Source organism: Bacillus sp. NPDC077411 (assembly GCF_044543425.1).
Lineage (GTDB): Bacteria > Bacillota > Bacilli > Bacillales > Bacillaceae_G > Bacillus_A > Bacillus_A bruguierae.
Genome location: NZ_JBITWA010000008.1, coordinates 158,785 through 179,891 on the forward strand (window position 1 = coordinate 158,785; position 21,107 = coordinate 179,891).

Annotated in this window: 15 protein-coding genes and 1 pseudogene; 9 read left to right on the forward strand and 7 right to left on the reverse strand. The window is 35.6% G+C overall.

Translation table 11 applies throughout. The features are described 5' to 3' along the window. Positions 1-642: 642 nt before the first annotated feature. From ACIGHG_RS13125 to ACIGHG_RS13135, 3 genes and pseudogenes are all read right to left on the reverse strand, one after another. Positions 643-7,212 carry a DNRLRE domain-containing protein gene (locus tag ACIGHG_RS13125; RefSeq protein WP_396548845.1) on the reverse strand — a complete coding sequence of 2,190 codons (6,570 nt, stop codon included), beginning with the start codon at positions 7,210-7,212 and terminating at the stop codon, positions 643-645. Positions 7,213-7,783: 571 nt separating this feature from the next. Then, complete coding sequence (locus ACIGHG_RS13130; RefSeq protein ID WP_396548847.1) at positions 7,784-8,230, reverse strand: NUDIX hydrolase; 447 nt, start codon at positions 8,228-8,230, stop codon at positions 7,784-7,786. A gap of 346 nt (positions 8,231-8,576) precedes the next feature. Next, positions 8,577-8,750, reverse strand: a pseudogene (locus ACIGHG_RS13135) (DUF3967 domain-containing protein); the annotation flags it as partial. 258 nt (positions 8,751-9,008) lie between these two features. Here ACIGHG_RS13135 and ACIGHG_RS13140 point away from each other — a divergent pair. Beyond that, entirely contained in the window at positions 9,009-9,131 is a 123-nt protein-coding gene (locus ACIGHG_RS13140; protein ID WP_396548849.1) for a hypothetical protein, read from the forward strand. A gap of 268 nt (positions 9,132-9,399) precedes the next feature. Here ACIGHG_RS13140 and ACIGHG_RS13145 read toward each other — a convergent pair whose 3' ends face one another. Continuing rightward, positions 9,400-9,561: a hypothetical protein gene (locus tag ACIGHG_RS13145; protein WP_336474641.1), complete on the reverse strand. Its 162-nt coding sequence runs from the start codon at positions 9,559-9,561 to the stop codon at positions 9,400-9,402. 308 nt (positions 9,562-9,869) lie between these two features. Here ACIGHG_RS13145 and ACIGHG_RS13150 point away from each other — a divergent pair, with 308 nt between their 5' ends. From ACIGHG_RS13150 to ACIGHG_RS13165, 4 genes are all read left to right on the forward strand, one after another. After that, positions 9,870-10,052, forward strand: coding sequence for a WXG100 family type VII secretion target (locus ACIGHG_RS13150; protein WP_396548851.1), 183 nt, complete (start codon positions 9,870-9,872; stop codon positions 10,050-10,052). Positions 10,053-10,113: 61 nt separating this feature from the next. Beyond that, positions 10,114-10,608 carry a GNAT family N-acetyltransferase gene (locus tag ACIGHG_RS13155; RefSeq protein WP_336474639.1) on the forward strand — a complete coding sequence of 165 codons (495 nt, stop codon included), beginning with the start codon at positions 10,114-10,116 and terminating at the stop codon, positions 10,606-10,608. A gap of 148 nt (positions 10,609-10,756) precedes the next feature. Further along, the gene (locus ACIGHG_RS13160) at positions 10,757-11,113 is read left to right on the forward strand and encodes an Imm3 family immunity protein (protein ID WP_336474638.1); all 357 of its coding nucleotides are present in this window, start codon (positions 10,757-10,759) and stop codon (positions 11,111-11,113) included. A gap of 126 nt (positions 11,114-11,239) precedes the next feature. After that, positions 11,240-11,938, forward strand: coding sequence for an endonuclease V (locus ACIGHG_RS13165; protein ID WP_396548854.1), 699 nt, complete (start codon positions 11,240-11,242; stop codon positions 11,936-11,938). Positions 11,939-12,253: 315 nt separating this feature from the next. On the opposite strand, the gene ACIGHG_RS13170 is transcribed toward ACIGHG_RS13165, so the two are convergent. Further along, positions 12,254-12,682: a hypothetical protein gene (locus tag ACIGHG_RS13170; RefSeq protein ID WP_396548856.1), complete on the reverse strand. Its 429-nt coding sequence runs from the start codon at positions 12,680-12,682 to the stop codon at positions 12,254-12,256. Between the two features lie 1,176 nt (positions 12,683-13,858). Here ACIGHG_RS13170 and ACIGHG_RS13175 point away from each other — a divergent pair. From ACIGHG_RS13175 to ACIGHG_RS13185, 3 genes are all read left to right on the forward strand, one after another. Next, positions 13,859-15,328 (forward strand): TROVE domain-containing protein, encoded by a 1,470-nt coding sequence (locus tag ACIGHG_RS13175; RefSeq protein WP_336474636.1) that lies wholly within the window; start codon positions 13,859-13,861, stop codon positions 15,326-15,328. A gap of 52 nt (positions 15,329-15,380) precedes the next feature. Next, positions 15,381-15,884, forward strand: coding sequence for a cytoplasmic protein (locus tag ACIGHG_RS13180; protein WP_336474635.1), 504 nt, complete (start codon positions 15,381-15,383; stop codon positions 15,882-15,884). Between the two features lie 276 nt (positions 15,885-16,160). Beyond that, complete coding sequence (locus ACIGHG_RS13185; RefSeq protein WP_396548858.1) at positions 16,161-18,164, forward strand: serine hydrolase domain-containing protein; 2,004 nt, start codon at positions 16,161-16,163, stop codon at positions 18,162-18,164. 330 nt (positions 18,165-18,494) lie between these two features. Here the strand turns inward: ACIGHG_RS13185 and ACIGHG_RS13190 are convergent, their stop codons facing one another. After that, positions 18,495-18,779: a hypothetical protein gene (locus tag ACIGHG_RS13190; RefSeq protein WP_396548860.1), complete on the reverse strand. Its 285-nt coding sequence runs from the start codon at positions 18,777-18,779 to the stop codon at positions 18,495-18,497. Positions 18,780-18,848: 69 nt separating this feature from the next. Continuing rightward, on the reverse strand, positions 18,849-18,998 hold the full coding sequence (locus ACIGHG_RS13195) for a hypothetical protein (RefSeq protein ID WP_396548862.1): 150 nt from the start codon (positions 18,996-18,998) through the stop codon (positions 18,849-18,851). Between the two features lie 650 nt (positions 18,999-19,648). Here ACIGHG_RS13195 and ACIGHG_RS13200 point away from each other — a divergent pair. Continuing rightward, complete coding sequence (locus tag ACIGHG_RS13200) at positions 19,649-21,094, forward strand: amino acid permease (protein ID WP_396548864.1); 1,446 nt, start codon at positions 19,649-19,651, stop codon at positions 21,092-21,094. Positions 21,095-21,107 lie beyond the last annotated feature (13 nt).

Below are 21,107 nucleotides of genomic sequence, written 5' to 3' on the forward strand. Positions count from 1 at the left end.
TGTAAGGAAGCGCCCGAAAAATATTTAAACTTATAGGGGTCACTATATCATTCTGGGAAAATTGTACGCTAAGGACTACAAACCATTATCATTACAGCGTTCTTTAATGGTTAGTACATGTTCAGAAAGATAAAATCCTAAGTTTAATTGAACATTGATTTTTTTACACACTTTATGAACACGATTATAGCTATAAAATGTTGATATTATTCAATCTTACCCCCTGTTCATAAACATAAGATTTTCTGAACAAATATCTCTTAGCGTACAGCAAAAGGGGTTAATTGTGACAAAATTGTTTCTAAACGTACAGAATTCCCGGAATAATATGGTGAGGCCTTATATAGTTATTATTAGGAGTCTCGCCGACAAAACACGAAAATTATACGCTATGCCTTTTGTTGGTAGGTAAAACCATAAATTCTTTACACTAAGAGCTATTTTGAACGAAAACGAACGTTTTTGGTAATTTTAAGTGGTGCTTTTATATTCCGCTTTTCCGATCAATTTCTTATAACCAAAAGCTAAACAAAAAACAAATTACCAAAATAGCAACATTTAAACGTTTTTGGTTGCATTAATTTACAATATTTTTCTCAATGTATAAAATTCGCAAAATGACGTCAGTACCCCTATTAACGATTACTTCCTCTTCTTCTTTTTCTTCTTATTCATTGGTTGAGCATTTCCACGCTTAGCTTTTTTTCCTATCCACTCCCATATATGTCGATGCGGAACCCATGGATGCCATTTAGGATTACCGTGATTGCTATAATCTACATCTTTTTTTACTCGTCCTTTACCATCAAAATGTCGAATAGTTTTCTCGCCTTTTTTGTTTTTTATGACTTTGGTTCCATTTTTAGGTCCATATAAAGGCGATGCCTTTTTTGCTTTTTTATTTCCAAACCTTTGTTTTACCTTTTTCCCGAGATACCAGGCACCATATGCTCCTCCTACCGTTATAGTAGCTAGTAAAGCTGCTTGACCAACACCTGGGACAAAATATAGACCTGCAGCCATTGCCCAATGACCATCTGGATCTACATGCATAACAGGGTTATTATCCGCATACGTATACCCATTCTGCGTCAACGGATCATCCACATCACCCGGATCTGGGTCTACTGATAGGAATACACCATGTTCTGGTTGATAGTAACGAGCGATTAAGTAATACATGTTGATTTCTTTATCATACATGTATCCCGCATATCCAAATGGATTCTCTGCTGCGATACCTTTTGCGTCACTCCTTAAGACATTGCCCCATGCATCGTATTCATAGTTTGCAACGATTTGTCCGTTTTCATCTGTCATCGCAATAACGTCACCGTGTGGATTGTAGTGATAAAACAGTGTTTGGCCTTGAGACTTCATCGCAAGGCGGATGCCGTCTACTGAATATACATATTGACGAAGGACGTTTCCATTCCCATCTGTTTCATATAATGGGTTGATGCTGTCGCCGTTGTAATGATAACGTGTCGTTGTACCGTCTACTGTTTTTTCAATGCGGCGACCGTCATCATCGTATTTATATGTCGCAAATGGTGTGCTTTCGCCTTGTTTTGTAATAGCTACAAGTTGGTCTGCTTCGTTCCATGTGTATTTGTATTTACCATCGGATGTACGGTTTCCGTTGGCGTCATACGTTAGAGATTCGTTGCCAAATTTCGTTAGCTGGTTACCGTCGTTAAATACAGCTGCTGTTGATACAGCCGCTTTTCCTGCTTCGGTTACTTTTACGCTCGTGCGGTTACCAAAGCCGTCATAGCTGTATTCTTTCATTGTACCATTTGGCAATGTTTCTTTTGTTAGTTGATTGATAGAATCATATGCGTATGTTGTTTTTTCTGTTTTGTCACCGATTTTGCGTTCAATTGCGGTGCGGTTGCTTGTTGCGTCATACGTATAGGATTCTTCTAAAATGCGCTGCGAATCTTTTGTACTAATTTGTAAGTTCGTCAGTTTCTTTGTATGATCATACGTAAATTGGGCCGCCGCGTCATTACCGGCCTGGTAACGAACGACGTTTCCAAATTCGTCGTAATCAAAATAGAATGTTTTTCCGTTGTCGGTTACTTTCGTATTTTGATTTAAGGCGTTATATTCATAGTTTGTTGTGTTGCTATATGAACCATGATTGATCGTTGTATCCTTTAGTTTATGAGATTTCGGTTGATACGACCATTTTACGCTGCCGCCGCGGTCTGTCATGCTGATAATGCGGTTGCCTTCGTCGTATGCTTTTTCACGGGTGATTCCGTTTATATGATCCGTTACTTTTGTTTCATTTCCGTTCTCATCATATGCATAGGAGAATGCGTCTTTTCCATTTCGTTTTGCTTTAATCGCTCGGTTTGCCGCGTCGTACTCCCATTCTAACACAGTGTTTGTTGGCAGTGTTGTTTTCGTTCGGTTCGCATTTGCATCATATTCGTGTACAATTTTTCGCGATAACGCATCTTGGAAGACAGTTAGTTTGTTATCGACATCATACTCGAAGATGTTCTTTTGCGTTTTTCCGCCAGCTGTCACAAACTTCTCTGTTGTGTTTCCATTATCATCATAACTGTAAGAAACAGACGTTCCATTTGCCATTGTTGTTTTCGTTAATTGGTTATCTTCGTTATAGGCAAAGTTCTTTTTATTTCCTTTTTCATCTGTTTCACTTGATTTATTTCCATACGGATCGTACGTAAATGTATTTTTACGGTTTTCTTCATCATACGTTGCAGTGATAAAGCTTCCATCAGCATCATATTCTGTTTTCGTTAAGTGATTCCCTTCCATGATGCGAATATCATCGAACCATACTTTTCCTGTCAGTTCTTTATCAAGCATCGTATGAAGCTGAATTCGTTTAATCGCCCCTGCAGAAGCCGGGATGACAACTGCGCCGCGGTTCCAATCTTTCGTGCCAAGCGGGAACGTAATGTAATAGCTCTTCCATGTTCCGTCTTCATGTTCTGCATAAATCCAAACAGAATATCCTTTGTTTGGCTGTGATGCACTGCTATGTTTTACATTTTCCGCTTTTGACATTGCGGTAACCGTTATATCTTTCGCCTGACTTTGATTTAGCGCAATTTCTTGGCGATAATGCAGATCCGGATTGGGATCAGCCTCACTCTTCCGTTCCATCACAAGTGCTGAATGTCCTCCAAACCCTTCCCCGATATTATCTCTCGGTACGTTTTGCCATGTATGCCATCCTTCTAATTTGTCCCCATAATACTCAAAACTTGGATTTGGTACTGGGTTAAAGGAAGATGAGATTGGTCCTTCTTCTAATTGGAAATTATCAAACCAAGCTGTTCCTTTTCCTTCCGCGCTTTCATGGGATGTAAAGACTTCAATGATTAATTGACGCGTTTTATCAGAGGTAACAATTGGGACTTGTCGTTTTGTCCAATCGGTTGTGCCGGTAACTTTACTATGGTTATTCGAAATGGTTCCTACATGATTTCCATGTTCGTCTAGCTGAATAACATAGAAATAAGCACTCGCTTTTTCTAAACTACTTGTTTTAATCCATCCGCTTAAAATATATGGTTTATTTGGCTCAACGTCTACTTTCTGGCTGGCGATTGTTGCACCCCAGCTGTCATTGATGCCTTTTGTATCCATGCGCAGAGAAGACGTTTGTCCTAACTGTGGTGCACGAACGTTACGATCGATTTCATTTTTCCCACCATCGTTCCATCCTCGCAGCTCCCAACGATCACCACCTGCTTCAAAACCAGGATTTCGTAATAAATTGCCACCTGGAGCTAGTTCTAAACTGCCACGAACCGGATTTCCATAAGAATCATACTGCGTCACAGATGATGTTTTCGCTTGATAGTCTGTTTCCGAAACGGCATTGGCACCGTTATATGTCACAGACGCTGCTTTATTCTCTGTATCCGTCACTTTCGTTACGTCATTATTTTGATTATATTCATATTTCTCTGTTCCAATTGCGTCCGTCGCAGATGTTACGTTTCCTTTCCCATCATACGTATAACTTTCAGAAACGCGTTTCCCTTGGTCTTTTGGATCTGTCTTTTTTGTTAAATTATTTGTTTCATATTCATAAGTTGTCGTTAGCCTTAATCCATCTGCATCTACAATTGTTTTTGCTTGATTCCCCGCAAGATTATATTGATGGATATCTTTTACTTGCTTTGGATCTGTAACAGTCACTTCACGTAATTCTTGATTATACGAAAGCTTTGTTTCCTTTCCAAGTGCATCTGTTACGCCAACTAGACGATTATTTTCATACGTGTACGTAGTTTTATACGGCTTTTGTTCCGTATGTTTCGGATCATATGTGTAGCGTAGTTTCCCATTTTCATAGCCGTATCGATATTGTTTCCCTCTCGGTGTTGTTACACCTACTAATTGACCGTCTTTATAAGTATACGTAACTGTACGATTTTCAGGACCGACAAGCTTTGTTAATAATCCGTCTGTATACTGTAAAGACACTTTACGATTCGAAGCGTTTGTAATTTCGACAACGCGGCCATTTTCATAGCGATACGTCAGCGTATTGCCATGCTCGTCTTTAATCTTTGTCAAACGGCCTTGTTTGTCGTATTCGGATACTGTTTGATCTTTATCAGTAACCGTATACCCGTTATCTGTTTTCTTAATTTCTAAAAAGACACCCGGCGGTGCTTTGTAAGAATTGTCTCCCGTTTTTTCGAAACGATCTACTGCACGATCTTCATGAACAAAGTGTAAGTCTCCATTTGGCTGTTCCTGTACTTTTTCATCAAAAGAACTCGTCCAGCCTTTTCCTAATACACCTTGTTCTGTGCTGTTACTGTTGTATACACGGTCAATACGTAAATCAGGACCGCGGCCTGATAACGTAAAGTCCGACTCATCCATGACAAAGTTCCCGTTTGTCGCGTTTACTTTACCGCCAATCACATCAACAGAGGCAATATAATCTTTCAAACCAAAAATCTCTGTTGGTTCTGTCATTTTAATGCCGTAATCTGGAGAATACGTACTTTCGGCATGCCCAATATTGCTGTAGGCTTGAATATGAACCCAATATTTATCGCTTCTAAAACCACCTGCATTCTCATAGAGCTTCGAAGGATTTAACGCAAGTTCTTCTCCCTTTCCATCTGTATGGAACTGATAACGGCCATTTTTTAATTCATCTGCCGTTGGGTAGATTTTCTTTCCTTGCGTAGACCACTTCGTCACATTTCCAACATCAAACACATCGTGATTCTTTCCATTATAAAAAATGACACGATAACCTGTAGCACCAGGAAGTTGATCCCAGTTCAGCTCAATGTATCCCGATTGAGAACCTGTCAAATTGGCAAAAACATTCGATCTCGGTTGTTTCGGTGCTTCTAGTGGCATAAATGCCTTTTCTTCATCTGATTCTGGGCTCAATTCATCATGAGGATGCTCCGCTACAACTTTTACTTTATAAGCATGTTTATCATTACCTTGTTCTTTGGAACCATTATTTTGATAAAACTGAGAAGGACTCGTTGGAAATTCTCCGCCTAATCCATCGAAATGAAGCTCATTTCGTCCACGGCTTACTTCCTCTTTATTTGGCCAGATTTTTTTATCCTTTGTCGACCAAGATGTCGTATTCCCAACGTGATAATAATTGTAATCCGTTCCGTCAAAAATTCCTACTCGATATCCAGTTGCCCCTGGTACCGCATCCCAGCTTACATTAATATGCCCTGTTCCACTTCCAATGCCGTTTGAATAAGCTGATAAACGTGGCTTATTCGGCTTTGGATAAGAATACGTAATTTCTAAATGCGGTGCTGTGTCTCCTCCGTTATAAGCCGCAATAAATTTCTTCCAATGCGTTTGTCCTCGTCCGTTCGGATGCAGTTTAAATCCATAGTTCGGTCTCTCGCCGCTTAGCCAAGCTTTCACCGTGTTTGTAACATTAAATTCTGCCCATTGATTTCGTCCAACATTCGCAACTGCGATTTCCTGGGACCACGGCTTTGTTTCCCAGTTCATCGTAATATAATCCCAGTCACCTTTTACTTCATCTAACCAAACTTCATTTGGATTATTTTCGTAATAATGCCAAACTGCGTAAGCATAAAACTTTGCATCATGTACAATGGCACCGTTTAAACTAGAAAGTTCTGGCTTCGTATAGGCAAAATTATAGCCAGTACTATTATCAAAAGAGCCTACTTTTAATGTATGCGCTTTCTGTCCTTCGTCCCAAAGTACCCATCTAGAATAATTGTTCTTTGGATACGCACTTGATACATATGCTTCTTGGAAACTTTCCATCGTAATGGAAGGGTCAATATAAACTGGATATTTTCGCTCAGGAGCTTGCAGCCATTTCGGATCCGCTGTAATGGTTACATTGTATGTATTGTTTTCTTGTTTCTCTAACGTATACTTTACATCTTCTGAAATTGGTGCTTCATTCGATTCAGGATGTATATTGGAATCTGTCATAAACGGTTTTGGCAATGTAAACACAGTCTTTTGCTTATCATCTACCATCAAAATAGAACCGTCTTCTTCTAACTTCGGTGTCAATGTGGTTTGTAATTGGAAGGTAAAGATATGATGTCCTGTATATTCATTCAGAACAATATCTTCTTTTACTTTGTCATTAAACGTAATCGTACGTAAATCGATCTTTGGAAAAATATTTTTATACCAAATCTCATTTTTTTCATACGTAGCTGCAACTTGTGATGGCTGGAGTTGTTCTTTCTCACCCTTTGCATCTATTAATTTATAGATAACTTTGTGACCATCTGCTTCAAATGTTGCATATTCTTTCTGTTCTAACTTTTTTTGAAATGTAGGTTTTAACTTTGTTGTTTTTGTCGCAATGGTTTGTGAGGATTTTGCGACAAGCTCTGGTTGAATCTCTTCTAGCTTCCCATTTTTCTTTGTATGTATGGGCTCTGTATAGACTTTCTTTGTAAATGTTCCATTCTTGTTGTCAAACACTTTTTCATGTTCGGTTCGTTCTTCTACCACTTCAGTAGGTTTTCCGTCTGATGCTTGCTTCTGTTCAGGCGGTTTTTTTGCCTGTTCTGTAGAAGAAACTTTGTTTTCCTGCGCTGGTTTTCCATTGTTCATCGTTTCTGCGATTGCCTCCATCGGAATAGAAGACACAATTAACGCCATCACGATAAGTTGGATTACATACCGATACCATCGCCTTTTTCGTTTTTCCTTTTTCATACATTCACCTCGCCAAAATTTTCTATATCTTACAAAATAAAATATAAAAAATAATATATATAAAGTAAACATTTTTTTATATTAGAAAAATATTTATCGATAATTTTGAATATTTCCTGACATTTGTTATAAATATATTGAAAATTATTACTTTTTTTAGTAAAATTCTTTTTTGTTTTAAAAAAATTACACATTGTATACTAATAATTCAATAAAAATTTTAATGATGAAAGAAAGGTAGACTTATCATAGCAGGCCTTTCTTCCTTTACTTTTTGCAAAAATCTTATAGGGGTACAGCCGAGATACGTGTAAAAATAGGTCATAGTCTTACTTTTATTTCCAACCATGACCTATTGGGGGACTGACGGCCAAATGCGGATTTTATACGCTAAGACGGTTTCCAAAAGTGAAATATCATCTTTGCTACTGTAAAAAACAACTAGCTCCTCAAGAGGAGCTAGTTAACGTAAAATTCGTTAGCGGAAGTTAAAATTATCTTTTTTGATAGATACAAGAAATTAAGAACTGGTCCTTACTCAAGAAAAGCACCCGTTAATTCAATAACCATCTCACATAATTTTTTTCAATAACCTTACCATAAATGGTGTCTTTAATGTCTCTTTTATTAGTGAATTTTTGTGTTTCATAAAATTATTGATCTGTTTTTTTCTATTTGGAACCATTAACAAAGGTAATCTACTAGGATTAAACCATCCAATTTTTGCAGTTTCAGGTCCATTATTTATTGGTTCTCCTCCTAGTAATTTTCCTGAAAATATATGTTGCATATCATCGTATTCAGGTTGGTGATATTCTCCTATTTTACGTTCAATAGCAATTATATAGCCCGTTTCTTCTTTAGCTTCTCTTATAGCACACTTATCTAACTGTTCATTCTCTTCTAATGTTCCCCCAGGCAAATCCCAGATAGGATAATCATTTCGTTTAACTAGCAATATTTTGCCTTCAGTATTATTAATAATAGTAAAGCACCCTGTGGTTTTTGTAGTATTCATTATAAATATGATCTCCTTAACTTATTCAATTGCCAACTAACTTGTACTTCCCTTTGTCTAATAAAATTTCCTTCTTACGGAATTAAATTGGTCCTTTAATGGAACAACATAAGATGAATATCCTATACAAATCCAGTTAACATAACGCAACATTATGAGAAGCAAGGAAAACGCACAAACCTTTTCTATCATTGGATTTGTGCGTTTTCTTTTTCTATCATTCTATGCATGATTTTATACATTGTAGAGATATTGGGGTTTTTCAAGTTTACAAGCGTTCTGTATTAGTGCAAAAACCTGTATAGAATTCTGTATAAAAAAAGCCTGCATATAAGCAAGGCTTTTTCTATTTCCAAAATTGCCACCACTTTTTTTGTTGGGTGGCTGCAATCAATTTTTTAGTCTCCTGGTTTTCACGGATCATAGCCATTAGGTTTTGATCACGTTCATCCATTCTTTGAATCACAGCTTTTTGAAAATCCTGTTGTTGTTTTTGCTGTTCAGATCACCATTCTTTTAAACATCTAAACATTTGAACTAAACACTATTCAAACAATTAAACACTTCTACATCTAACAAGGGTTTCCTTGTTTTTTTGTTTAGATAGCTGTTTGATAATATACGACTAGTTTAACATCTGAACGAGCAATTGATTTTCTTAAAAGATAAATTTAACTTCTGCTAAGCGAGGGTACGTTAACTAGAGTATATTTTCTTTATTTTTTTGTATAATTTTAATATATTTACTAATAGATGATAATGGAGAGGAATTTGAGAAATGAAATTTTATGAATGGAATAAACAAATTCAAGAAATATTTCATCAATATCCTACGCAAGATGCAGACATTTTTACTGTCATCGCTTCTGTTTTAGCCATTTTTAAGTTTGTTAGGGATTAAAAAAGCATCTATTTAGATGCTTATTTATGTTTAAAGATAAATAATAAGATTTTTTGTTCATAGTTTCTATTATCTCTTTATTTACAGTATTTTGAATGTATACTTTTGTTGTATATTTTGAGGGTATCAAGGGATTTGGTGTAGAGCCAATATTTTAGGAGATATGAAAGTAAACTAATATGCAAAAGTTTACTTTCGTTTTTATAAAAAATAAACAAGAACTTGTGGGAATACTACAGGTTCTTGTTTAGATAAAGGACAGAAGTATCTATTCCTTTTCTAGCCAAGCAATAGGAATTTCTTTTTCACCAGCTACTTCAAACTGAATTTCTCCATTTACTTCAAAAACCCGTTCAATAATGGGTATTGTAATCATTTTATTTTCCTTTATTTTTCTCTTTCGTACTAGTTCTAAGTCGATAATATTCATGATGAAATCCCCTTTTGTGTATGTAAGACAGAGAAAAAAAGCACCCACATGAGTACTTTTTTAACTTGAATCACCATTTTACTTTTTGAGCTGTTACTCTATGTATATTTTACCATATTTATCTATAACATTTGTTGATAAAGTTATTTTATTCCAATTTTTGATGATTTATAAGTGTACGTATCAGGGACATAGTTTTTGAGACATTCGTAAAAGTATACATTTACGGATTGTTCCCGTACTAACTCTATAAATTTGCTATAGTTTTGTTGGAAGTTTTATACATAAAGATGGAGGGAGGAAATAAATTGGGACAAGTACGTGTTGATCCGGGTAAATTAGAAGCAGCTGCGGATTCCATATCACGAAACAGAGAAGCTATGGAAAGAGTAATTCGAGAATTTTTACAAGTCACGTTCGAATTACAGATGTCTTGGGAAGGGATAGCACGACAACAATTTTTCGATGAGTTTTTCTCAAAATGGAAATAACATATATTGTACGATATAATTATTGTGATTATTCTATTTATTTAGAAAATGAGGTGATTGTTTGATTGAAATTAAACGCTGCCTTCTTGATAAAATTCACGAGTCAGATTATAAAAATATAAAGGAATTATACATGAATCAGGAAGTAAGAAAATATCTTGGAGGCCCCCGTAAAGAAGACACAATGAAAGATGTTTTAAATAATATGTTAAACCCAGGTACGAATTGTTGGTACTGGGTAGTTAGGGAAAAGCAAACAAATGAGTTCATGGGTATAGTATCTCTTGACCCTCATCATATTGGAAATGATATTGAAGTGTCTTATCAATTTCTACCACAATGGTGGGGGAGCGGTTATGCAACCGAAGTAGTAGAAGCAGTAATAAATTATGCTTTTACTGAATTAAAATTACCAAAGATAATTGCAGTAACTCAAATGGCTAACACACCTTCTCGTAAGCTTTTGGAAAGGTTACATATGAAACTAGTTCAAACATATCACAGATTTGGTGCTGAGCAAGGGGTATACGCCATTGAAGCACCACCAACTAACTAATATCGATACGGGAATCAACAAAAACCAAGGTGTTCTCATATAAGTAAATAAAAAACACTTGAGGGTCTTTTATGGGCAACAAGTGTTTTTTATTTTAAGATTACAACATAGGATTAAGCCATAATATTTTCTGTTGGAGGGGGATTCAGTGGAATACTGGGAATACAACGAATTATTTGAAGCAATCAAAGAGGACTATAATGAATTTTTAAGTTTAAATAGAGGATATAGAGAGGCAATAGCGAGACTAGTCGATGAATACTGGAATTTAGGTAAGATAGAGGATGTTGTGGTAGATACTGCAATAGGAGAGATTTTAATTACTCATGACAAAGTTTTCGTTGGTACTGCTGAAAGGATAACAAAGTGTTTAAGTATGTTTAACTCGTTAGATGCGAAAGAGGAGTTAACTAAAGAGGAAATTGCAGATTTGTCTAATAGAATAAAAAAAGTATTGGAAGGGCTAAAAAAGGTAGAAATGGATTATAATCCATATGCTGGATAGTTTTTGAGAAAAGGCTTCTCAAAGGTAGAAATACAGTATAGGATTTGCGATAAAAATGGTCAAATTATTGAAGAAAAAAAGCTAACTAAATAAAGATTTAGATTATGTGAAAAGTTTGGGTGAAAAATGATGAAAAAACACGATATAGATGAGCTAGAGAAGCTGCAAAAACAATTATCAAGTAACATTTCTTTAAAAAATACATTTAAACTAACGGATATAAAATTAGTAGCGGGAATAGATATTGCTTATTGGTCTAATGAGGGAATTGACTATGGAGTCTGCTGCATTGTTGTGTTTGATTATCTTACAAAGGCAATTATTGAAGAAGTTCATCATATAGACAAAATTGAGTTTCCTTATATTTCTGGTTATCTAGCATTTAGGGAATTACCATTAGTGCTTGATACAGTTAAAAAATTAAAAAATTTTCCAGACTTATATATGTTTGATGGAAATGGTTATTTACATAATCGTCATATGGGGATCGCAACGCATGCGTCTTTCTATTTAAAAAAGCCAACGATTGGAGTAGCCAAAACGTATTTAAAAATAAATAATGTTGATTTTATCGAACCTGAAAATGAGTTAGGTTCGTATACTGAAATCGTTGTAAATGAAGAAGTTTATGGAAGAACGCTAAGAACTAGAGAAAATGTAAAACCAATTTTTGTTTCTTGTGGTAATTGGATTGATTTAGATACTGCTACCCATGTCGTTTTGCATTTTGTAGAAAAAAATAGTCGTTTACCTATTACAACAAGATACGCAGATTTAGCTACTCATGAAGTAAGAAGAGAGGAACTTTCAAGGATAAAAAAGTAAGTACAGTTTCAAAAGCTAATAAAGAAAGACACTTCTTTAGATGAATATAAATTATGACAATGAAAAGAGCTAATGTTTCAAATAAGAAACATTAGCTCTTTTTTGATTCAAGAAATTGAAGGTAAGCACCAAACGCTAAGTACTCCCAGTGAATGATGATACTTTTAAAGGTGTATGATGTTAGTGGTGGAGGACAAGAGTTTGGAATACCCAAGCCTCGACATCCTGACTTTGAAGAAACTCTCGAAAAACCTAATCAGTATTTATCGGAAGTCCTTTAGGATAAGAATCTGTTGATTTATCGTATAAGCTATTTTAAGCTGTTGTAAACCAATAAACGGCAAAATAACTTTCTTCCGTTTCCATGACAAAAAATTCATCATTCCATTCTGGTTCATAAGCATAAGCCATTCTGATTCCTTCAATAGGGAACTCGATAGGTTTAATAAGAGGAGCATATCTGTTTCTTAATTCTATGAATTCTTCTTGGGATATTGCTTTCAATTCTTCTTGTTCCGCTCTAATTTTTTTTTCAAATTCCCACATAGGCATATCTTCAATGTGTTTTCCTTTATACCAAAACCAATGCATATTTCTTCGTTCAATGAATATGCACTTTGCTGCGAAATCTTCCAAGGTTTCAATCGTGTCGTAACTTCTTTTTCCTTTACTATGTTCAAAAACATATATTGTCTCTTCACCGCATTCTGATAATTCATCATCTTCTATTACAAAATATTTCACATCTAACATCTCCTAGCTTCTTATCTTGTGAATACTCAATATCTTTTTGAAAGAAAAATAATGTATACCATATTCATCAAGGGTAAAAACTTTTTCTCTTCTAAGATCTTTATGCAAGAATGGATATATTTTTGTTTTATTATATAAATCCATTTTAATTCTTTGACATATAAGTCGCTGCTATGCAGAATACCCCATGACCTGCACATGCTTTCTTCTTTTGTTTTAAACCTTGCATGTGTCAGAAAAAGGACCTGACCGTTTCTATGCATGGCCAAATGCTCTCGCCCGCCTAAAAAGAAAGCGGGTTTTTATATCAATTTTTTAATTTGTATTTATGTAGGTATATCTTATTGGTGTATTATGTAAAATTTGTATATCCGCTAGTTAGTCTAACACATTATTTTCATACAATCTAATGTAATTAAATTATGAAATACAGAAGCTTTAAGATTAATAGACGAAAAAGATAAGATTTTTCAGAAGTGCTAATAATTGCCAAAATTTTGATTAACGAGTATAATGAAATCAATAAGTAATAAAAAGAAAAGGGCAGTGTAGGAAAGAATTTCTTCGCCTGTTAAGCGGTAGGTCGCAGGTTCGAATCCTTGCCTCCCCCGTCGTTTTATAAACATAGGGGGAGTAGCTCAGTTTGGTAGAGCAACATATTGAGTCTTTCCGCCTATCTCCCTTTTCTTCGAATCTATAATTCATACTTTATAGATTTGGGCAGTGTAGAGAAGGATTTCTTCGCATTAAAAGCCGTGTGTCATGGGTTCGAATCCCATCCTCTCGATTTTGGGAGGTAGCTCAGTGGTAGAGCAACGTAACGAGCCTTTTCGCTTATCTCCCAAATCTTTAAACATTACATATAACAGGAGCAGTGTAGATAGCTCATACTTCGTTTGCTAATATGAAACGCTATCGATGCGGTAAGTTCCGCACCGAATTAGTACTTTTCTTTGATTCATAACACTAAGCTAAGCGTCATATAGGAGCTGGGTTTGCGGGGCTCGATTCCCGTTTCTCTGAATAAATTGTCAAAGCAGTTTAACTGTTCCTGTTTCCGATAGTTCCGAAGTGTTAGGAATGAGTGAAAAGAGCAACGTATATACGTTGCCTTTTTTATTTGTATTTCAACCAGTAGTGTCAAAAAATCTCTGGGGGTAGATCATAATGTCAAAGTTTAATCATTCTTCTCAAGGAAGCCGTCAAACGTATACAAAAGAGGGCGGAAACGCTTATAAAATGTATGATAAAGATAAATTAGTTACGATGGTATTAACATCTTTCTTTAATGAGCCAAAATTTTATGGCGATAACAGTGGAGAATTAGTTACTACTGCAAAACAAATCATGGACAGAGACCCTAAATTTGTTGCAAATTTAGCAGTGTATGCACGTGAAGTGTTCTACATGCGTTCTGTTACACATGTCTTAGCAGTGGAACTTGCTAACCACCCTGAAGGTCGTAAATATGCTCGTCAAACGGTTTCTCGCATTGCACAGCGACCGGATGATGTAACAGAAATGATGGCATATCAATTAGGTGTATATGGCCGGAAAAATCCAATTCCAAACTCTTTGAAAAAAGGGTTGGCAGATGCCTTTGCTACGTTTGATGAATATCAATTAGCAAAGTACAATAGGACAGGAAAAGACGTTACATTGAAAGATGTATTTCGTTTAGTCAGTCCATCTGCAAAAGAAGGAACAGAACGTTACGAACTTTATAAGCGTTTGTTAGAAAACACACTACAAGTACCATATACGTGGGAAACACAACTTTCCCAAAAAGGAAACAAAAAAGAAGTATGGGAAGAATTAATTGATAGCGGGAAAGTGGGGTATATGGCCTTACTTCGTAATCTTCGCAATATCGTAGATTCAGATGCAGCAAATATTGATACAGTATATAACATTCTTCGCGATCCTGAGAGAGTAAAAAAATCAAAACAATTACCATTTCGTTTTTTCTCAGCCTATCGCGTCGTGCAAGAAAAATTACCACAAGCAGGAAGTGAATTGTTAGATGTATTGAATGACGCAATTGAAGCATCTGTTACAAACATGCCAAGGGTATCAGGAACAACATTTATGACAGCAGATATCTCAGGCTCTATGACATATAATTCTGTCTCAAAAGATGGAACCGTTACATGTGCAGATATTGCTACACTTATGATGGCAATGGCACACTCTTTCTGTGATAATTCGATTACATCTGTATTCGCAACGGATTTCAAAGTGATAAATGTTTCTACTCGTTCTGGCATTTTAGAGAACATGAACACATTTTTATCAGAAGTTAATAAACACGGATATGGAACAAACTTATATCTTTCTATCCAATATTTATTAGATAACAAAATCAAAGTTGACCGCATCCTTGTCTTCTCTGATGAGCAAGTGTACGGAGATGAATATGAAGGCAATTCTTTACAAATTCTTCTTGAAACATATCGCCGTGAAGTTAATCCTGATGTTTGGGTTCACTCCTTCAATTTAAATAGTTACGGTAACCAACAATTCGTAGGTGGGAAAACAAACTTAATCGGTGGTTGGAGTGAAAAAAGCTTGGATTTCATCCGTTATGCAGAAGAAGGAACAGGTTCTCTTATCTCAGCTATTGAAAACTATCAATAATTTTGTTACAACATCTTTATTCAGAAGTATAGATTGGAAGGTGATTCACCAAATGAAGTTTGGTGAAAATATTCATTTAGTAGAAGAAGTAATGGACTTTATTCATAATAGTAAGATCTTTAATAATAAAAATGTTAATACTACTGATATACAAGTAATAAATGACTTTGATGAGGCACAAAATTTTGCTTGGTCACAAAACTTAAGTGAAGTGGATACGGTATGGGAGGATGTTAAATCACTAGAAACAGAAAGTATCATAGAAAAGGTCTATCATTTAGGTTTAGCTTTGCAGCAAGAAGAATTATATGAATATTTTGGTGGCTATGAGAATTACGCTAATCATTTTCTACCCTTTGATTACATAGGTATTCATGAAGAAGTTGAAGGGGACCTCACAATGTGTGCTTTAAACCGATTGGTGAATGGAAAAACAGATAATTTTTATGAAAGAATTTTTGATATATATAAACAGGGAGGATGGCCTTGTGGGTGGAAGGATACATATCCTGATGGGGAAATGATTGTGTTTGTACCATCCACCAGCCATAAATAAGTAATGAACAGTATCATCAAAACCTTGATTGGCTATATGCCTTTCAAGGTTTTTTTATTAAAAAATAAATAGGAAGAATGTAGGCAATAGTAGAATGCTTAAAGAAAATGAATCAATTAGAACTATTTCGCAGCGATTTGATCAAACTTTTTTATAAAGATACAGAAGTGTAAAATTGGAAAAATAATATAAATAATAGTAAGATATGGTTGTTATGTCCGAATCAAGCATACTGTGAAAATAATCAATACATCTAGTTTTAAAGGGGGAATTAATTTGGAAAGAAGAAGTAATAGAATTATTAATCATTTTCGAAGTTTATTAGTTATAAGTCTATGTTTCTTTTTAGTCTTTTTGGGTAGTAACAACTCAAAGGCTGAAACAGTTTCTTCTATAGCATTACATGCTATAGATGTAGAAGCTTTCACAAATAAAGTAATTCCAGAGAAAATGAAAGCAGAAAATGCACCTGGTGTAGCTATTGTAGTTGTCAAAGATGATCAAATTCTATTTCAAAAAGGGTACGGTTTTTCCAATAAAGAACAGAATATTCCCATTGACCCCAAAAAAACAGTTTTTCGATTAGCGTCAGTATCAAAGGTTTTTACTGCTAGTGCTGTAATGCAGCTAGTTGAACAAGGAAAAATCGATTTAAATAGAGATATAGTAAATTATATGGGGGGATTAAAGTATCAAAATAACATGGGTGAACCAGTTACAATGAACCATTTACTCACCCATACAACAGGTTTTGATTACGTAGATCCTAGACCAGGGGATATTCATTATCAAACTAATGAATATACAAAACTTAAAGATTATGTAGAAGAAAATATGCCCACGGTAGTAAGAAAACCAGGAGATACGTACACATATGATAATTTTGCTTCTATGCTTCAAGGATATATTGTTCAAAATTTGACAAACACACCTTTTTATAAATATATGGCTTCAAATATTTTTTACCCTTTAGAGATGCAAAATAGTAGTTTTGTTATGACTAATTTTATCAAAGATAAGCTTGCAACAGGATACGATGGAAAAGGTAATGCCATCCCATTTTATGAAATAAGACCGACGGACATGCCACAAGGAAGTATGTTTTCCACAGGAAGTGATGTAGCCAATTTTATGATTGCTCAATTGAATGGTGGTAAATTTAAAAATAAACAAATACTAAAAAAAGAAACTGTTCAAGATATGCAAAAAACAAAATTTGCGTTACATCCAAAATATCCAAATATGGCATATGGATTTGAATTCTTTTCACCGCAAAGTCATAATGGTCAATATGTTTTTGGAAAAGGTGGAAATATACCAGGGTTTTCTTCTTTAATGTGGTTAATTCCTGAACATAAAATAGGTGTTTTTGTTGTTACGAATAAAGATGGCTCGTCACTTCCTTATGAATTATTTGATGAATTTATGAATCACTATTTTCCAGACAGAACGAAGCCAGAGTATTTAAAACCTAGCGAAGAAGAGTTAAAGAAATTTGAAGGTGTTTATCGTGATTTGCGGGTAAAAAATCTTATTACACATGTAAAAATAAGTGAAGGAAAGTTATTTGTAAGTGATAAAGCATATGGTAAACAGGAATTAAAACAAATAGATCCTTTACTATTTGAAGATGAAAAAGGTAATTATATGGCGTTTAAACTTCACACAGATGGCACTGTAAAAGAAATGATACACTGGAACTCTGGTAGTTCAGCTGTGAAATTAAGTGAGCCTAAGAGATTTCAAGATGTAGAGGCAAATCATCCATATGCTAAATTTATAGATCCTTTACACCAATATGAGATATTAAAAGCAAATAAGGAAGGAAATTTTGTTCCTGAAGCCCCTCTTACACGTGGAGAATTTTCATATTGGTTATCTCAAATTGCTTACTTTACACCACCTTCAAAAAAGGACCCTGTATTTTCTGATGTAAAGGGCCATCAGTATGCATCCCATATTCAAAAATTATATGAACTTGGTATTTTATACGAAAAAGAAGGGGAACAATTTTATCCAGATCGCGCTATTACTAGACAAGAAGCAGCATGGATTGCTTGGCATTATTTAAAAATGCTAGAAGCACCGCCAGCAGACGCTACTTTAAAGGGGGAAACTGATGATTGGGCAATAGAGTCTGTCAAAAACATTGTAGGTCATCGTTTAGTTGGACCTGAGGTTATATATAATGAAGATGGATCAGCAGATTATTTATCGAAACAAATAATGAAACGACAAGAGGCAGCTGCTTTGTTATTTTATGTTATGTTATCTAGTTAATTTGCTTCAAATATAGATTAACAAAAATACTGTAGTCTCGGAGAAAGGCACTTAAAAAGTGCCTTTTCTTTATGAAAAACTCCAACGCTAAGTGTGGGAGCTTTTCATAAACATATAGGAATGGGATGAATAAAGATGTCATACGGTCACTATAACGTGATAAAATTTATAAATTTGAAGCTATTGTATGACGAGACTTGTCGGAGGGTCTTTATTCTATGTCGAATCGCCGATATATTCTAAAGAACGATCAATATCGCATTATCGATTGATGGAGATAGGGTATGAGAATGTTAATCAACATGATAAAAGGACTGCGGGGCAGTCCTTTTAAACATGTTCATCTGCCTGATCTAGCAAATTTGCCAGTATCATGCTATTCTCTTGGTCGGCATCGTACTGCACAATATCGTCATACTCAAACAGTTCGAAGGTTTCATCAAATTCCTGCTTCATGAAGTTGATAAATTCTTTAATGTTTTCTCCTATTTCTTGATTACGGCGAAACTCCATCATAATTGCTCTAAATCGGTGAGGTGGAATTTCGCATTTAATGTGATACGATTTGCTAATGCCAAAAGAATCTTTTGCATCGTATAAGTTGTATGTATACACCAGAGGGTCATCTCCTTTCTTATATGATGTGTATATTGTTCCATGATTGGATGAAATATTCATTGGTTACTAAAAAAGAGTCACTATTATGCTGTAAATTGATAATCCAATGAAAGCCGGAATACCGACAATAACAATTTGTTTGACATTTTCATACGCTTTCGGTTCTACAAGGGGAAGCTCTTCTTCCTCCATTTGTCGATATTGTTCTCGTTTCATATGATCCCGCCTTTATCCCGCTATTTTGGGGCAGTAATACTCCCACCTCAAAATTCAGCGAAAGCATTGTCCAGCACCAGTGGCTAGAATGTTCGGTGGCTTCGCTTCTTCCTACGAGGTAAAAAACCCTTCTACGTCAGAAGCTCCATCCTCCTCACATTCTGAACGAGCCACTTCCGCTTTTCTTAAGAAGTTATGTTGGAGATAAACTGCTGGCATGCGCCCGATTGGTGAGGGCTGATAATCAGTGGGGGATGAAAACCCCTCTACTGATAGAAGTTTCACTTTATGGTTGTGTGATAATATATTCAACCAAAGCGGTTTGTGACAGTGGTGATTTTACTGAATTTAAAATAAATCTTGAATATTCAGTATATTTGTATTATTATTGGTTTATTATCGGATGACAGTGATTAGCCTCCCTGCAAGCCCGAATATTGCTATGTTGAATTTAATAGTGAGCAATTGGCTTCTTTCCACTTGAACTTCCTTAGCAGGAAGACGAGCCATAGGGATAGAGACAGTAAAATCCAGTGTAATTCTTTACATTGTTTTTCTGGCTCTTTTTATTGTTTCTATAAATAGGATTTTTAGAAAGCGTTATCAATGCCGGGCAATTATGTATGCTAGAAGGATTTGTGAAAATCAATATGTATAGGTTGGTGATCTTTTTGGGCAAAGAAAAAAATGAATTGCAAAAAGACTTAAAAACCAGGCATATAACAATGATTTCAATTGGCGGGGTTATTGGAGCGGGATTGTTTGTAGGGAGCGGGACAATTATTCAATCAACGGGTCCAGCAGCAATCTTGTCTTATATTATTGGTGCTTTAATGGTTGTACTTGTGATGCGGATGTTAGGGGAGATGGCTGCGGTTAATCCTGATAGCGGTTCTTTTGCAACGTATGCTCATAAGGCAATTGGACCGTGGGCAGGTTATACAATTGGTTGGTTATATTGGTTTAACTGGGTCATTATTATCGCAATTGAAGCGGTATTGTTAGGGGCGATGGTCACTAATTGGTTCCCTTCTATACCAGCGTGGATAGCTAGTCTTTTCATGATTATGTTGATGACGATTACGAATATTTATTCTGTAAAGCTATATGGAGAGTTTGAATATTGGTTAGCTTTTATTAAGGTTGCGGCGATTCTTATCTTTTTAGGGTTAGGAATTGCGATGATTTTTGGCATTGTCCCTGGTGTGGACAGGCCGAATTTTTCGACAATCGCTGAAAACGGGGGCTTTTTTCCAAAAGGGATTGTTCCTGTATTGTTGAGTGTTGTATTTATTTCCTTTTCTTTATCTGGGGGTGAAGTAGCTGCTATTGCGGCGGGGGAATCGGAAAATCCAGAGAAAAATGTTATTAAAGCAATTAACAGTGTAGTATGGCGTCTTATGCTATTCTTCGTAAGTTCTGTAACAATTTTGGTTATTTTTATCCCGTGGAACAATGCGGAGTTATTGAAGCTTCCTTATGCAAGTTTGTTCCGGATGGCAGGAGTGCCTGCTGCTGCGGAAATTATGAACGGGGTTGTGTTCCTGTCCTTGCTGTCTGTTTTAAATTCAGGGTTATATACAAGTTCTCGCATGTTATTCTCGCTTTCGAAAAAGGGAGATGCTCCTCTTATTTTTTCAAGATTAAACAGTAAAGGTGCACCAATTTGGGCGATAGTGGCAAGTGTATTATTTGCATTCATTTGTGCAATGCTGAAGTTTATATCTCCTGATAAACTATTTGCCTTTCTAGCAAATAGCTCAGGCGGCGTTACGATGCTTATGTATATGTTTGTTGCGGTGTCTCATATTCGCTTAAGACGAGAAGCGGAAAGAGAAGGCGCAGGGAAATTAAAAGTGAAAATGTGGTTATTCCCTTATCTCACATACGCAACGCTTCTAATGATTGTTACGATATTTGTTTCGCAAGCATTTATCGCGGATATGCGCATGCAATTTTATTTGACGATTTTAGCTGCTGTTGTGGTAATAGTATCCTATTTTCTAAGAGTTAGAAATAAGCCAGCAGCTGTTAAGGATGATAAAGCGGGATTTCCAATTTTAAAAGGTTCGGAGATTGGTTTAGAGAAGGACTAAGTCGTATGCAATA

Excerpts from the sequence above, each read along its gene's own strand:
- ACIGHG_RS13125 (WP_396548845.1), bottom strand. The coding sequence starts at position 7,212 with ATGAAAAAGGAAAAACGAAAAAGGCGATGGTATCGGTATGTAATCCAA.
- ACIGHG_RS13130 (WP_396548847.1), bottom strand. The coding sequence starts at position 8,230 with ATGAATACTACAAAAACCACAGGGTGCTTTACTATTATTAATAATACT.
- ACIGHG_RS13140 (WP_396548849.1), top strand. The coding sequence starts at position 9,009 with ATGAAATTTTATGAATGGAATAAACAAATTCAAGAAATATTTCATCAA.
- ACIGHG_RS13145 (WP_336474641.1), bottom strand. The coding sequence starts at position 9,561 with ATGAATATTATCGACTTAGAACTAGTACGAAAGAGAAAAATAAAGGAA.
- ACIGHG_RS13165 (WP_396548854.1), top strand. The coding sequence starts at position 11,240 with ATGATGAAAAAACACGATATAGATGAGCTAGAGAAGCTGCAAAAACAA.
- ACIGHG_RS13175 (WP_336474636.1), top strand. The coding sequence starts at position 13,859 with ATGTCAAAGTTTAATCATTCTTCTCAAGGAAGCCGTCAAACGTATACA.
- ACIGHG_RS13180 (WP_336474635.1), top strand. The coding sequence starts at position 15,381 with ATGAAGTTTGGTGAAAATATTCATTTAGTAGAAGAAGTAATGGACTTT.
- ACIGHG_RS13195 (WP_396548862.1), bottom strand. The coding sequence starts at position 18,998 with ATGAAACGAGAACAATATCGACAAATGGAGGAAGAAGAGCTTCCCCTT.
- ACIGHG_RS13200 (WP_396548864.1), top strand. The coding sequence starts at position 19,649 with ATGTATAGGTTGGTGATCTTTTTGGGCAAAGAAAAAAATGAATTGCAA.